We start from the raw sequence: 12393 nt of genomic DNA, 5'->3' as shown, positions 1-12393 counted from the left end.
GGGCTGTGGTGACGTTCGCGCAGGCGCAGGAGCGCGCCGAGGAATGGATCAACGGGGACGTTCCCGCGTACCAGCACCGGGAGGTGCGCGTACGGGAGTTCGGACTCGGGTTCGTCGTGTGGGCCGAGGACCGGCCTACCGGTCCGGTGTCCGGCGGCGGCCGGCAGCGGCTGGTGATCGCGCGGGACAGCGGCGAGGTGACGCTGTGGCCGGGGCTGCCGGTCGGCGAGGTCATCCGGCGCTACGAGGAGGAGTACGGAGCCGGGGCCGCCGCAGCCCCGGCCGAACCCTCGGTGCCGCAGCCGCGGATCGACTCCGAGATGACCTCGTTCATGCTGAGTCCGCCGGAGTGGCTCCAGGAGGCGGCGGACCGGGCGGGGATTCCGCGGGATCCGTCGTCGTCCTCGTCGTCGTCTTCGCCCTCTGCGATGTCGTCGTCGTCTTCTTCCGCTCCGTTGCCGGCCTCCGCTGTTTCGATGGATCCGGCTCCGGTTCCGGTTCCCGTCGCGGAGGCCGCTCCGGCCCCGGGCGGGGTCGGGGAGCCGGTGCCGCTGCGGCGCGGGGGCGAGGTTCCGTACGAGCCGACCGCGAACGACGGGGTGCCGGCCGGGTCCACGCCGTGGGCCGGGACCGATGTGAACTCCGGTGCGGACGAGGCCTCCGTACCCCTGCCCGCGACGGTGTTCGCGCCGCCGCTGTCCGGATCGGACCAGGAGGAAGGGCCCTCGTCCTCCGGTGTGGCACCGGAGGCGAAGACCACGCTGATGGCCGGTGGCAGCCAACTGCCGCGGACGGCCGTGGTCCCCGCGGTGGGGCTGCGCCCGGAGGCGGCGGACATCGCCGACGCGCCGACCAGCAAGGCGCAGGTGTCCCGGCCGGGTGCTCCTGCGGGTGGCTCCGCGGGTGGCTCCGCCGGTGGTGCGGGTGCGGCCGGTGGGCCCCCGCAGCCGCCCGGTCCGCCCAGCGCCCCCGGTGTGCCCGGTGGCTCGGTCGGGCGCGGGCTCGACCATGCCGCGACGATGTTGGCGGGTCCGGCCGTGGGCCGTCCGCCGCAGCCGCCCGGTCCGCCCGGTGCTCCCGGTGGCGGGCAGCAGCCCGCGCCTCCCGGTCCTCCCGGTCCTCCCGGTGTGCCTGGTGGCTCGGTCGGGCGCGGGCTCGACCATGCCGCGACGATGTTGGCGGGTCCGGCTGTGGGCCGTCCGCCGCAGCCGCCCGGTCCGCCCGGTGCTCCCGGTGGCGGGCAGCAGCCGACGCCGCCCGGTCCTCCCGGTCCGCCCGGGGGCGGCGCCCCTCACGCGGCGACGATGCTGGCCGGTCCCGGGGTGCCGCAGCCGCCCGGTCCGCCGGGTGCTCCGGGTGCGCCCGGTGGCGGGCTCGACCACGCCGCGACGATGCTGGCCGGTCCCGGGGTGCCGCAGCCGCCCGGTCCGCCCGGGCCGCCGCCCGGTGTCGCGGGCCGGCCGCCGGCGCCGACCGGGGTGCCCACCGTCGGGCCCGGGTACCAGGCCGTACTGCGCTACCGCGCACCCGACGGCTCCGAGCAGCAGCTCATCCGTCGCTCGGCGCCCGGCACCCCGCACCCCGAGTGGCAGATCCTGTACGAGCTCCGCGCGATGAACGTGCCGCCGCAGCAGGTGCTGGAACTCCACACGGAGCTGGCCTCCTGCGAGCTGCCGGGCGGCTACTGCGCCCGGATGATCCGGGAGACCTGGCCGCAGGTGCGGATCACCAGCGTGGCCCCGTACGGAACGGACCACGCGGGCCGTCAGCAGGGCGTGCAGCACCTGCTCACCCATCAGGGTGAGCTGCACCAGGTCGCGGACGGTCCGGCGCGCCCCGCGCCGGTACGGGCGCCGCTGCCGCAGGTGCCGCTCCAGCCGGCCGTCCCGATGGAGGTCATCGGGCAGGAACTGGCGGGCGCGTTCGGGCCGCAGGGCGTGTTCCGCTTCGACCAGCGGGCGGTGTCCCGGCAGGGCGTGCCGGACATCGTGGCGCAGACCCTGATGTGGGCCGGTCTGCCCGTCGATTTCGGGCCGTTCTTCTGGGCGCAGGCCGTCCCCGGGCAGCCGGTGCCGACGCTGGCCGAGCTGGCGGCGCAGCGGCAGGTGCAGCCGGCGTCGGACGCGGGCTCGTACCTCGTCGTCGGCAGCGACTTCGGCAAGGCGCTCTGCGTGCAGTACGGGACCGCGCACATAGTGGCGGTCCCGGTGGAGGCCGGTCCGGGCGGGGCGCCCGTGCCGCCGCAGTTCGTGAACTCCAGCCTGCCGCAGTTCGCCCGGTCGTTGGCCATGCTCGGTCACATGTGGCGCCTGCGTCAGCATCTGACGCCGGAGCAGGCGGGCCGCTGGACCGTCGATTTCCAGGGGAATCTCGCGGGACTCGACAGCGCGGCGTTGGCTTCGCCGGAGAACTGGTGGTCGGTGCTGCTGGAGCAGATGTGGGACGGGTTGCTCTGAGCGGATGATCGGATCAGTGGCCGGGCCGGGACCCTCGAACGGGGTACCGGCCCGGCCATTCCGGCTTCTGCGAGCAAATGACGCATCCTTGACGGGAATCCCCGCGAGAGAGGCGCTTCCAGGATGAGTGCACCCATGTCACCTCACGGACCTCAGGGTTTGGCGACCGTACGCGGCCGCGGGTACCGGATCGAAGACGTCGACCGGTACCTCGCGCGGCTGTCCGGCAGCCGTGACGAGGCCTGGGAACGGGTGGCGCGGCTGACCGTCCTCGAAAAGCAGATGGAGGCCGAGGCGGAGCGGCTGCGCGAGGCCGTGACCGCGCTGGCCCCCCAGACGTACGACGAGTTGAGCGAGCGCGCCCGGCGGATCCTGCTGCTCGCGCAGGAGGAGGCGGACGTCCTGCGCCGGGACGCCCGTACCGACGCTGGCGAGGCGCTGGGCGCGGCGGAGGCGCACGCCGACCGGGTGGCGGAGCTGGCGCGCCACGACGGGGAGGCGGTGCGCGAGCAGACCGAGGTCCGGGCGCGGCAGGGATTGCTGCGGGCCCAGCGGGAGGCCGACGAGGCGCGGGCCGAGGCGCGGGACGACGCGGCGGCGTGGCGGGCCGAGGCCCAGGCCGGGCTGGTGGAGATGCGGCGGCGGTCGGAGGCGTTGCTCGCGGAGCGCGAGCAGGAGCAGGCGGAACGCCGGGACGCGGCGGAGCGGGAGCTGGCCGGGCGGCTGGCGGAGCTGGAGGCGCGGGGCGCGGAGCAGGAGCGGTACGCGCAGGCGCGGCTCGACGAGGCGCGGCGGGGGTTCGCGGAGGCGGAGGAGTCCGCGCGGCACGGGCAGGAGGACGCGGAGGCGCGGGCGGCGGAGTTGCTGGCGGAGGCGCGGGTGCGGGAGGAACGGGTCGGGCGGGAGACGGACCGGATCCTGCGGGAGCACGGGGAGGCGCAGGAGGAGATGCGGGCGCACATGAACCACGTCCGCTCCAGCTTGGCGGCGCTTACGGGGCGGGCGCCGGCGGAGGGGTGACCTTGCCCTGGCCGGGCGTTGGGTTTGGGGGTGGGGGCGGGGGCGTTGGCGTTGGCGGGGGTGCGGCGGGGGCTGCGGGTGGGTCGGGGACGGGGACGGGGTGGGGTGTCGTCCGGGACGGGCATGATTTATGGCGCCCTGTCCGGGGCTGCGTGGGTGAGGGGTGTTGTGCGCCAACAAATCACGTTTTAGTCCCTGACGACACCCCACCCCGTCCCCGTCCCCGACCCGCCTTCGTTTGGGGGTGGGGGGTGTGTGGGTGTGGGCGTGGGCGCGGGGGTGGGGGTCAGGGGGTGAGGGTGGTGAGGAAGGTGCTGATCAGGGGGGTTATTTGCTCGAGGTGGGTTTCCAGGGCGAAGTGGCCGGCTCCTTCGAAGAGGTGGAGGGCGGCTTCGGGGGTGTCCTGGAGGTAGGCCTTGGCGCCGGCCGGGGTGAAGAAGGGGTCGCCCGTGCCCCAGAGGATCAGCAGGGGCGGGCGGGTGGTGCGGAGCCAGGACTGCCAGGCCGGGTAGTGCGCGAAGTTCGACGCGTAGTCGAAGGCGAGGTCGGCCTGGGCGTCGGCGCGGCCCGGGAGGCCGAGGTAGTGGAGGTCGAGCGTCCAGCTGTCGGGGGAGATCCGGGCGGGGTCGGCGACGCCCGTCTCGTACTGGAAGCGGGTGCCCTCCTCGGTGAACAGGCCCCGGACCCGGTCCTCGTCGCCGGGGACGTCGCGGCGCAGGCCGGCGAACGCGCGGGCCGCGTCCGAGAGGCCCTCCTCGTAGGCGTTGCCGTTCTGGACGATCAGGCCGGTCACGCGGTCCGGGTGGCGGGTGGCGAGCCGCAGGCCGACGGGGGCGCCGAAGTCGAAGGCGTAGAGGGCGTAGCGGTCCAGGCCCAGGGCCTCGGTGAAGCCCTCCACCACGTCCGCGAGGCGGTCGAAGGTGTACGTGAAGTCCTCGGGGGTCCGGGTCCGGCCGAAGCCCGGGTAGTCGGGGGCGATCAGCCGGTGCGGTGCGCCGTCGAGGGCGTCCATCAGGCGGGCGAACTGGTGGGAGGAGGTGGGGAAGCCGTGCAGGAGGAGCAGGACCGGGGCGTCGGCGGGGCCGCTCTCGCGGTAGGCGACGCTCACGCCGTTCACGTCCACGGTGCGGTGCATGACAGACATCTAACGCCTCCGGTTGTTGTGTTGGCATTAGCTTTGCTCAGGATTGCTAATGGGTCAAGGGGGTTGGGTATCATTAGGCGTATGACCGTCTTCCCGCTCACGGGCGAGCACCTCGCCCTGGACCTGTTGAACACCCGGCCCACCGTCGGGGATCTGATCGCCGATCCCGCGGGGCTCGCCGCCTGGTGGGCGGAGGAGGCGGGGCGGCTGGGGCCCGTGGGGGAGGTCGGGGACGCCGAGGTCGCGGCCGTGGTGGCGGTACGGGAGGCGGCCGGCCCGGCGCTGGCGGCCGTCCGGCGCGGTGAGCGGCCACCGGACGGGGCGCTGCGCGCGCTCAACGCCGCCCTGGCGGCGGCCCCGGCGCACCGGGAGGTGGCGTGGGTCGAGGGGGACGGGGTCCTGGCGCGCACGGTTCGGGACGCGGATCCGGCGCGGAGGCTCGCGGCCGAACTCGCCGAGGCGGTGGTGGAACTGCTGGCCGGGCCGCGGGTGGCGGAGGTCCGGGAGTGCGAGGCGCACGACTGCTCGTTGCTGTTCCTGCCGGCGCACCCGCGGCGGCGCTGGTGCGTGGCCTCGGCCTGCGGCAACCGGGCCCGGGTGGCCCGGCACTACGCCAGGAGGAAGGAGACCCCGTAGCGGGCTCCGTCGGCCGCTGAGCGGTACCGCTCGTGCGGCGTCGCTCCCGTCAGTCAGTCCTGGTCGTCCTTCAGGACCGGGAACTCGCGGGGGGCCAGCAGCAGGAGGACCAGGAGCGCGGCGACGGCGGCGGCCGTCGCGCCGAGGAAGATGTGGTCGACGGCGGCGGCGACCGCCGAGCGCAGGTGGGCGGCGGTGGCCGCGGGGAGGGAGTCCGGGGCGGCCAGCGCCTTCGAGACGTCGTCCAGCCGCTGCGGCAGGCCGGGTAGCGGGGAGTCCGCGAGCCGGGCGGCGATCGTCGCGTTGGCCACGGCGCCCAGCAGCGCGGCGCCCACGCTCTGACCGACGGTGCGGCAGAACAGTACCGAGGCCGTGGTGGTGCCCCGCTCCGCCCAGCCCACCGTGGACTGCACCCCGATCATCAGCGGCAGTTGGAAGAGGCCGAGGGCGAAGCCCAGCAGCAGCATGATCAGCGCGGGCTGCCAGGCCCGCGCGGGGTGCGGGAGCAGGGTGAACGCGAAGAGGATCACCGCGGCCGCCCCGATGCCGAGGACGGCGGTGTCGCGGAAGCCGATGCGCCGGTAGACGTGCTGGCAGAAGGCGGCCGAGATGGGCCAGCTCAGGGTCATCAGGGCCATCACGAACCCGGCGCCGACCGGGCCGAGGGCCAGTACGGTCTGCGCGTACGTCGGCATGAACACCAGCGGGGCCACCATCAGCACGCCCAGCGCGCCCAGGGCCAGGTTCACGGCGGCGATGGTGCGCCGGCGCCACACCCAGCCGGGCAGGATCGGCTCCGGCGCCCGGCGTTCCACCCGGACCACCACCGCGGCCAGCGCGCCGGCGGCCGCGAACAGGGCCAGCGAGGGCGCGGACAGCCAGGGCCAGGCGACGCCGCCCTGCACCAGCGCGAAGAGCAGCACCCCGCCGCAGGCGAAGACGCCGAGGGCGCCCGCCCAGTCGACCGGACCCCGGGGGCCGCGGGAACGTACGGGTTCGACGAGGTGCCGGGCGGTGAGCCACAGCGCGAGGCCGGCGAGCGGGACGTTGATGAGGAAGGTCCAGCGCCAGCCCGCGTACGCGGCGAGCAGCCCGCCGAGCGCGGGCCCCAGCAGCGAGGACGAGGCCCAGACCGTGGTCATCCGGGCCTGGATCCGCGGCCGTTCCTTCAGCGGGTACAGGTCGGCGGCCAGGGTCTGCACGGTGCTCTGGAGCGCGCCGCCGCCCAGCCCCTGGACGATCCGGAAGGCGATGAGCGCGGCCATGTTCCAGGCGGACGCGCACAGGACGGACCCGACGAGGAACAGGGCGGTGCCGAAGAGGAGGACGGGCTTGCGGCCGAAGGTGTCGCTCAGCTTCCCGTACACGGGGAGAGTGACGGTGACGGCGAGGAGGTAACCGGAGAAGAGCCAGGAGAAGACGGAGAACCCGCCGAGGTCGCCGACGATCTGGGGGACGGCGGTGGCGACGATCGTGGTGTCGAGGGCGACCAGGGCCATGCTCAGCATCAGCGAGATGACGACGCGGGTCGGGGGACGCCCGTCGCGGCGCCCGGCCGTACGTCCGGCCGCGGCGTCCTCGCGACGCTCCGCCCGGTCGGCGGAAACGTTTCCCCCGGGGAGGTCCGCCCCGTCCCGGCCGGGGTCCTCCCCCTGCTTCCGCTGCGCCGCCACCGTGCTGCCTCCCCCTCTGTGCCCCCGGCACCCGGACGCGGAGAACACCTTCTCACCAGGGGTGTGTCCGGCGGTATCCCTCACCCCGGACGGTCCGGGGGGCCCGGATCCCCTAGGGGTCGCTCCCCCCGACGGGCCAGGGATCGCTCGTTCCGCCGGATGAGGACGAACGTCCCGCGGCGTCCTTAACTGATGCATACGAGCGGGGACCGGCCTTCACGGGGAGGTGGGGTTAACCCCCCGGTGGATACGGCGATGGGCACCAGCGCGCCGGACACCCCCCGCACCACAGACTTCACGACGGCGACGCACGCACGCGCCGGCGCGCACCGGGCGCGCAGCGAACAGGGGAGAACACCGTGACAACCGCGATGACCGAAACCAGGCACGGGAGTACCGGAGGGCACGGCGCCGTCGCGGCCCGGGCACGCCAGGTCGTCAAGGCCTACGGATCCGGCGAGACCCGCGTCGTCGCCCTCGACACGGTCGACGTGGACATCCACGCGGGCCAGTTCACCGCGATCATGGGGCCCTCCGGCTCCGGCAAGTCCACGCTCATGCACTGCCTCGCCGGCCTCGACACCGTGACCAGCGGACAGATCTTCCTCGACGAGACCGAGATCACCGGCCTCAAGGACAAGAAGCTCACCCAGCTGCGCCGCGACCGGATCGGCTTCATCTTCCAGGCCTTCAACCTGCTGCCCACGCTCAACGCCCTGGAGAACATCACGCTCCCCATGGACATCGCGGGCCGCAAGCCGGACCCGCAGTGGCTGAACCGGGTCGTGGACACCGTCGGTCTCGCGGGCCGCCTCAAGCACCGCCCGACCGAACTCTCCGGCGGCCAGCAGCAGCGCGTGGCCGTGGCCCGCGCCCTCGCGGCCCGTCCGTCGATCATCTTCGGCGACGAGCCGACCGGAAACCTCGACTCCCGCGCCGGCGCCGAAGTCCTGGGCTTCCTGCGCCAGTCGGTGGACGAGCTTGGCCAGACCATCGTCATGGTCACCCACGACCCGGTCGCCGCCTCCTACGCGGACCGCGTCATCTTCCTCGCCGACGGCCGGATCGTCGACGAGATGTTCGGGCCCACCGCGGACCAGGTCCTGGACCGCATGAAGGACTTCGACGCGCGCGGGCGGACCTCGTGACCGTCATGAAGACCGCGCGGCGCAACTTCGTCGCGCACAAGGGCCGGATGGCGCTGTCCGCCATCGCCGTACTGCTGTCCGTCGCCTTCGTGTGCGGCACGCTGGTGTTCACCGACACGATGAACACCACCTTCGACAAGCTCTTCGCCGTCACCAACTCCAACGTCACGGTCTCCCCCAAGGAGGCCGCCGGCGGCGAGGAGGCCCCGGCCACCGGTAAGCCCCGCACCCTGGAGGCCTCGGTCGTCGACAAGGCGGGCCGGGCCGAGGGCGTCCGCTCCGCGCAGGGCGGCGTGCTGTCCATGGCCGTCACCGTGGTCAACGCCAAGAACGAGAACCTGGGTTCGACCACCGGCGCCCCGACCATCGCGGGCAACTGGAGCGACAACGAGCTCAAGTCCATGAAGATCACCTCCGGTCACGCCCCGCGCGGCCCCACCGAGATGATGATCGACAGCGACACCGCGAAGAAGCACCACCTCGCGCTCGGCGACGAACTGCGCACCATCGCCGTCACCGGCGACACCCGCGCCCGGCTCAGCGGCATCGCCGCCTTCACCGTCACCAACCCGGGCGCCACGATCGTCTACTTCGACACCGCCACCGCCCAGCGACAACTGCTGGGCGCCCCGGGCGCGTTCACGCACGTCAACATCACCTCCAAGGACGGGGTGAGTGACGAGCAGCTCAAGCGGAACGTCGCCGGGGTCCTCGGCGCGGACGCCTACCGGCTCCAGACCGCCAAGGAAGCCGCGGACGCCAACCGCAAGGACGTCGGCTCCTTCCTCGACGTCATGAAGTACGTGATGCTCGGCTTCGCCGGGATCGCCTTCCTCGTCGGCATCTTCCTGATCTTCAACACCTTCTCCATGCTGGTCGCCCAGCGCACCCGGGAGATCGGCCTGATGCGGGCCATCGGCGCCGACCGCGGGCAGATCAACCGGTCCGTCCTGGTCGAAGCCTTCCTGCTCGGCATCGTCGGCTCCCTGCTCGGTGTCGCCGCGGGCGTCGGCCTGGCCGTCGGCCTCATGAAGCTCATGGGCCAGATGGGCATGGAACTGTCCACCGACGACCTGACCATCGCCTGGACCACCCCGGTCCTCGGCATCCTGCTCGGCGTCGTCGTCACCGTCGTCGCCGCGTACGTACCCGGCCGGCGGGCCGGGAAGGTCTCCCCGATGGCCGCCCTGCGCGATGCCGGAACCCCCGGTGACCGCAAGGCCGGCGTCGTACGGGCGGTCCTCGGTCTCCTGCTGACCGGCATCGGCGGCGCGGGCCTGTTCCTCGCGACGGCCGCCGAGAAGGCCTCGGCCGGCTCGATGTGGCTCGGCCTCGGCGTGGTGTTCACGCTCATCGGCTTCATCGTGATCGGCCCGCTGCTCGCGGCCGGCGTGGTGCGGGTGCTGTCCGGAGCGGTCCTGCGGCCCTTCGGCTCCGTCGGCCGGCTCGCCGAACGCAACGCCCTGCGCAACCCGCGCCGCACCGGCGCCACCGCCGCCGCCCTGATGATCGGGCTGGCGCTGGTCGCCTGCCTCTCCGTCGTCGGCTCCTCGATGGTGGCCTCGGCCACCGACGAACTCGACAAGTCGGTCGGCGCGGACTACATCGTCGCCTCCGAGACCGGACAACCGGTCATGCCGCAGGCCGAGCAGGCCATGCGGGCCAATCCGCGCCTGGACCACGTCACCGCCTACCGGGAACTCCCGGCGAAGATCACCGCCCCGGACGGCAGCACCGAGGAGGTGGGCCTCGGCGCCACCGACCCCACCTACGCCCAGGACATCCGGCGCAAGATGGTGGCCGGCGAGCACGCGGCGGCGTACGGCAAGGACGCGATCGGCGTCGGATCGATCTACGCCGAGGCGCACCGCGTCAAGCTCGGTGACGAGCTGACGGTCGCCTTCGTCGGCGGCCGGACGGTCAAGCTCAAGGTCGCGGCCATCACCAGCGACGAGGGCAACCTCGACAAGGGCATGACGTACATCAGCACCGCGCTGGCCGAGGCCTCCGTCCCGGCCGACCGGATGCCGCGCCCGTTCATGCTGCTGGCCACCGCCAAGGACGGCCAGGCCACCACCGCGTACGCCGAGGTCAAGAAGGCCCTCGCGGAGTACCCGCAGTACACCGTGCGCAACCAGGCCGACTACAAGCAGGCGCTGAAGGACCAGGTCGGCCAGCTGCTGAACATGGTCTACGGGCTCCTCGGACTCGCCATCGTCGTCGCCGTCCTCGGCGTCGTGAACACGCTGGCCCTCTCGGTCGTCGAGCGGACCCGCGAGATCGGCCTGATGCGCGCCATCGGCCTCTCCCGCCGCCAGCTGCGCCGCATGATCCGCCTGGAGTCGGTGGTCATCGCCCTCTTCGGCGCCCTGCTGGGCCTCGGGCTGGGCATGGGCTGGGGCGCCGCCGCCCAGCAGCTGCTGGCGCTGGAGGGCCTGAAGGTCCTGGAGATCCCGTGGCCGACCATCCTCGGGGTGTTCGCCGCCTCGGCCCTGGTGGGCCTGTTCGCCGCACTGGTACCGGCCTTCCGGGCGGGGCGGATGAACGTACTGAACGCGATCGCCGGCGAGTAGCTCGCCGGGCGGTCGTACGGGGGGACACCGCCCCGGGCAGCCCGTGGGGGCGGCCCGGGGCGGCGTCGTGCGCGGCGCCGCCGGCGGGGTGCGCGACGCTCAGACGCGGCGCAGGACGACGAGGCCCCGGGCGGTGCCGACCAGGGTGAAGCGGGCCTCCGGGTGCAGCTGCCGGGCGTAGCCGATCGGGTCCTCGCCCGCCCAGCCGGAGGCGTTGTCGTAGGCGAGGTAGTCCGGCAGGACGCCCCCCGTGTCGCCGATCCAGAACACCCGGCAGCGCGAGGTCAGCCGGGTGATCGGCCCGATGTCGCTCTCCACGCTCGCGCCGTCCGGGATCCGGGCCAGGAGCCGCTCGACCGCCCCGACCCGCGCGGGCCGCTCGTACGTGACCGCCTCCCCGAGCCGCGACAGGGGCAGGGTCGTCGCGCTCAGCGCGAGCCCGGCCGCCAGCAGGCCGGCGGGCAGCTGGAGGCAGTACGCGCGCAGCCACGGCCGGGGGGAGCGCCGGGAGGTGTCGAGGGCGTCGACCAGGGCGAGGGCGACGACCGGCATCAGGACCGCGCTGTAGTGCCAGTCGGTGGACCAGTAGTGCTCGTCGCCGGACAGGAACCGCCAGCCCAGCGTCGGCGCGGCGACCAGCAGCAGCGGGGAGCGCAGCGCGAGCAGCCCGGTCGTGGGGACCAGGACCCAGGCGAGCGTGGACAGCTTGGTGCCGAGCCCGTCGAGGGGGCCGGGGCCCGCGCCGTCGAGCTTGTCCCAGTAGGCGTAGCCGTCGGTGGCGAAGGCGGGGATCACCACGGTGAACACCAGGGCGGCGGCCACCACCCCGACGACGGCCGCTGCGAGCGCGGCCCGCGCGGCCCACCGGTCGACGCGCCGGGCCCGCCAGGCGACCACCAGGGCCAGGGCCGCGAGGGTGACCCCGAGGTCCTCCTTGACCAGCAGCAGCGGCAGCCCCCAGCCCAGCGCACACCACCAGCGGCGGGCGAGCAGCGCCTCCAGCGCGAAGGCCAGCAGCGGCACCGCGAAGCAGATCTCGTGGAAGTCGAACTCCACGGCCCGCTGGATCCCCCACGACAGCCCGTACGCGGCCCCCAGCGCGAGCCCCCGGGCCGGCCCGAGGAACCGGGCCGCGGCCCGGGTGACGGGCACCGCGGACAGCGCGAACAGCGCCGCCTGCACGACGAGGAGGGTGACCGGGGTCGGGAACACCCGGTAGACGGGGGCGATCAGGGCGATGACCGGACTGAAGTGATCGCCGAGCACGAGGGCGCCCGGCCCCTTCAGGTCCACCACGGGCGGCTGGAGCCAGGCGTAGGCCCGTACGGCCTGCTCGAAGATGCCCAGGTCCCAGGAGAGGGTCTCCATGCGCCGGTGGCGCGACACCGAGAGCACGGCGTACGCGAGGAACAGCGCGGCGGCCAGCAGCCAGGCGTTCCGGTTCGTCCGGAACGCGGCCCCCGGCTCCCGCGGGGCCCGGCGCGGCGCCGGGACGAGCGGGACGGGTGGCGGGGCCGGGGACGCCGGGAGCGCCCCGGCCGCCTTCGGACTCCCGGATATGAACATACGTTCAGGTTGCCATTCCGGCCGGCCGGGTTCGGCCGCGACCCCCTGTTCCGGCCGTGTCCGGAAACCGTCGGGCGGCGCCGGACGGGCGGTCCGCCCCCCTGTGGGGGACGGTGGTGGAGGGGCGGGCGGGCGTAGGGTGGGAACCCCCGGCCCGTTCACGTGTCGGGTCCTTCG

At 74.0% G+C, this 12393-nt stretch carries 8 protein-coding genes; 5 read left to right on the top strand and 3 right to left on the bottom strand.

Features of this window, described 5'->3' with window-relative positions; translation table 11 throughout:
• The first annotated feature begins 5 nt into the window (after window positions 1-5).
• Window positions 6-2456: an SUKH-4 family immunity protein gene (locus AB0D46_RS14560; RefSeq protein ID WP_362877657.1), complete on the top strand. Its 2451-nt coding sequence runs from the start codon at window positions 6-8 to the stop codon at window positions 2454-2456.
• A gap of 123 nt (window positions 2457-2579) precedes the next feature.
• A complete protein-coding gene (locus tag AB0D46_RS14555) occupies window positions 2580-3476 on the top strand; it encodes a cellulose-binding protein (RefSeq protein WP_362877656.1) in 897 nt (298 codons plus the stop codon).
• Between the two features lie 286 nt (window positions 3477-3762).
• On the opposite strand, the gene AB0D46_RS14550 is transcribed toward AB0D46_RS14555, so the two are convergent.
• On the bottom strand, window positions 3763-4620 hold the full coding sequence (locus tag AB0D46_RS14550; RefSeq protein ID WP_362877655.1) for an alpha/beta hydrolase: 858 nt from the start codon (window positions 4618-4620) through the stop codon (window positions 3763-3765).
• A gap of 81 nt (window positions 4621-4701) precedes the next feature.
• Here AB0D46_RS14550 and AB0D46_RS14545 point away from each other — a divergent pair, with 81 nt between their 5' ends.
• Window positions 4702-5256 carry an ABATE domain-containing protein gene (locus tag AB0D46_RS14545; protein ID WP_362877654.1) on the top strand — a complete coding sequence of 185 codons (555 nt, stop codon included), beginning with the start codon at window positions 4702-4704 and terminating at the stop codon, window positions 5254-5256.
• A 53-nt stretch (window positions 5257-5309) separates the two neighbouring features.
• On the opposite strand, the gene AB0D46_RS14540 is transcribed toward AB0D46_RS14545, so the two are convergent.
• Window positions 5310-7127, bottom strand: a complete 1818-nt coding sequence (locus tag AB0D46_RS14540; RefSeq protein ID WP_362877653.1) for an MFS transporter — start codon at window positions 7125-7127, stop codon at window positions 5310-5312.
• 161 nt (window positions 7128-7288) lie between these two features.
• On the opposite strand from AB0D46_RS14540, the gene AB0D46_RS14535 reads away from it, so the two are divergent.
• The gene (locus AB0D46_RS14535; RefSeq protein ID WP_362877652.1) at window positions 7289-8077 is read left to right on the top strand and encodes an ABC transporter ATP-binding protein; all 789 of its coding nucleotides are present in this window, start codon (window positions 7289-7291) and stop codon (window positions 8075-8077) included.
• Window positions 8074-10650, top strand: coding sequence for an FtsX-like permease family protein (locus AB0D46_RS14530; RefSeq protein WP_362877651.1), 2577 nt, complete (start codon window positions 8074-8076; stop codon window positions 10648-10650). Before AB0D46_RS14535 ends, AB0D46_RS14530 begins: the two co-directional genes overlap by 4 nt.
• A 99-nt stretch (window positions 10651-10749) precedes the next feature.
• Here the strand turns inward: AB0D46_RS14530 and AB0D46_RS14525 are convergent, their stop codons facing one another.
• Window positions 10750-12216 (bottom strand): DUF2079 domain-containing protein, encoded by a 1467-nt coding sequence (locus AB0D46_RS14525; RefSeq protein ID WP_362877650.1) that lies wholly within the window; start codon window positions 12214-12216, stop codon window positions 10750-10752.
• Between the last annotated feature and the right edge of the window lie 177 nt (window positions 12217-12393).

The sequence above is a fragment of the Streptomyces sp. NPDC048383 genome, assembly GCF_040651775.1.
Taxonomy (GTDB): Bacteria; Actinomycetota; Actinomycetes; order Streptomycetales; family Streptomycetaceae; genus Streptomyces.
Note: the sequence above shows the minus strand (reverse complement) of the source record. Positions and strands in the feature narration are given on the sequence as shown.

Bases quoted from the DNA above. Each gene is read 5' to 3' on its own strand.
- AB0D46_RS14555 (WP_362877656.1), top strand. From the start codon at position 2,580: ATGAGTGCACCCATGTCACCTCACGGACCTCAGGGTTTGGCGACCGTA.
- AB0D46_RS14550 (WP_362877655.1), bottom strand. From the start codon at position 4,620: ATGTCTGTCATGCACCGCACCGTGGACGTGAACGGCGTGAGCGTCGCC.
- AB0D46_RS14545 (WP_362877654.1), top strand. From the start codon at position 4,702: ATGACCGTCTTCCCGCTCACGGGCGAGCACCTCGCCCTGGACCTGTTG.
- AB0D46_RS14540 (WP_362877653.1), bottom strand. From the start codon at position 7,127: ATGCATCAGTTAAGGACGCCGCGGGACGTTCGTCCTCATCCGGCGGAA.
- AB0D46_RS14525 (WP_362877650.1), bottom strand. From the start codon at position 12,216: ATGTTCATATCCGGGAGTCCGAAGGCGGCCGGGGCGCTCCCGGCGTCC.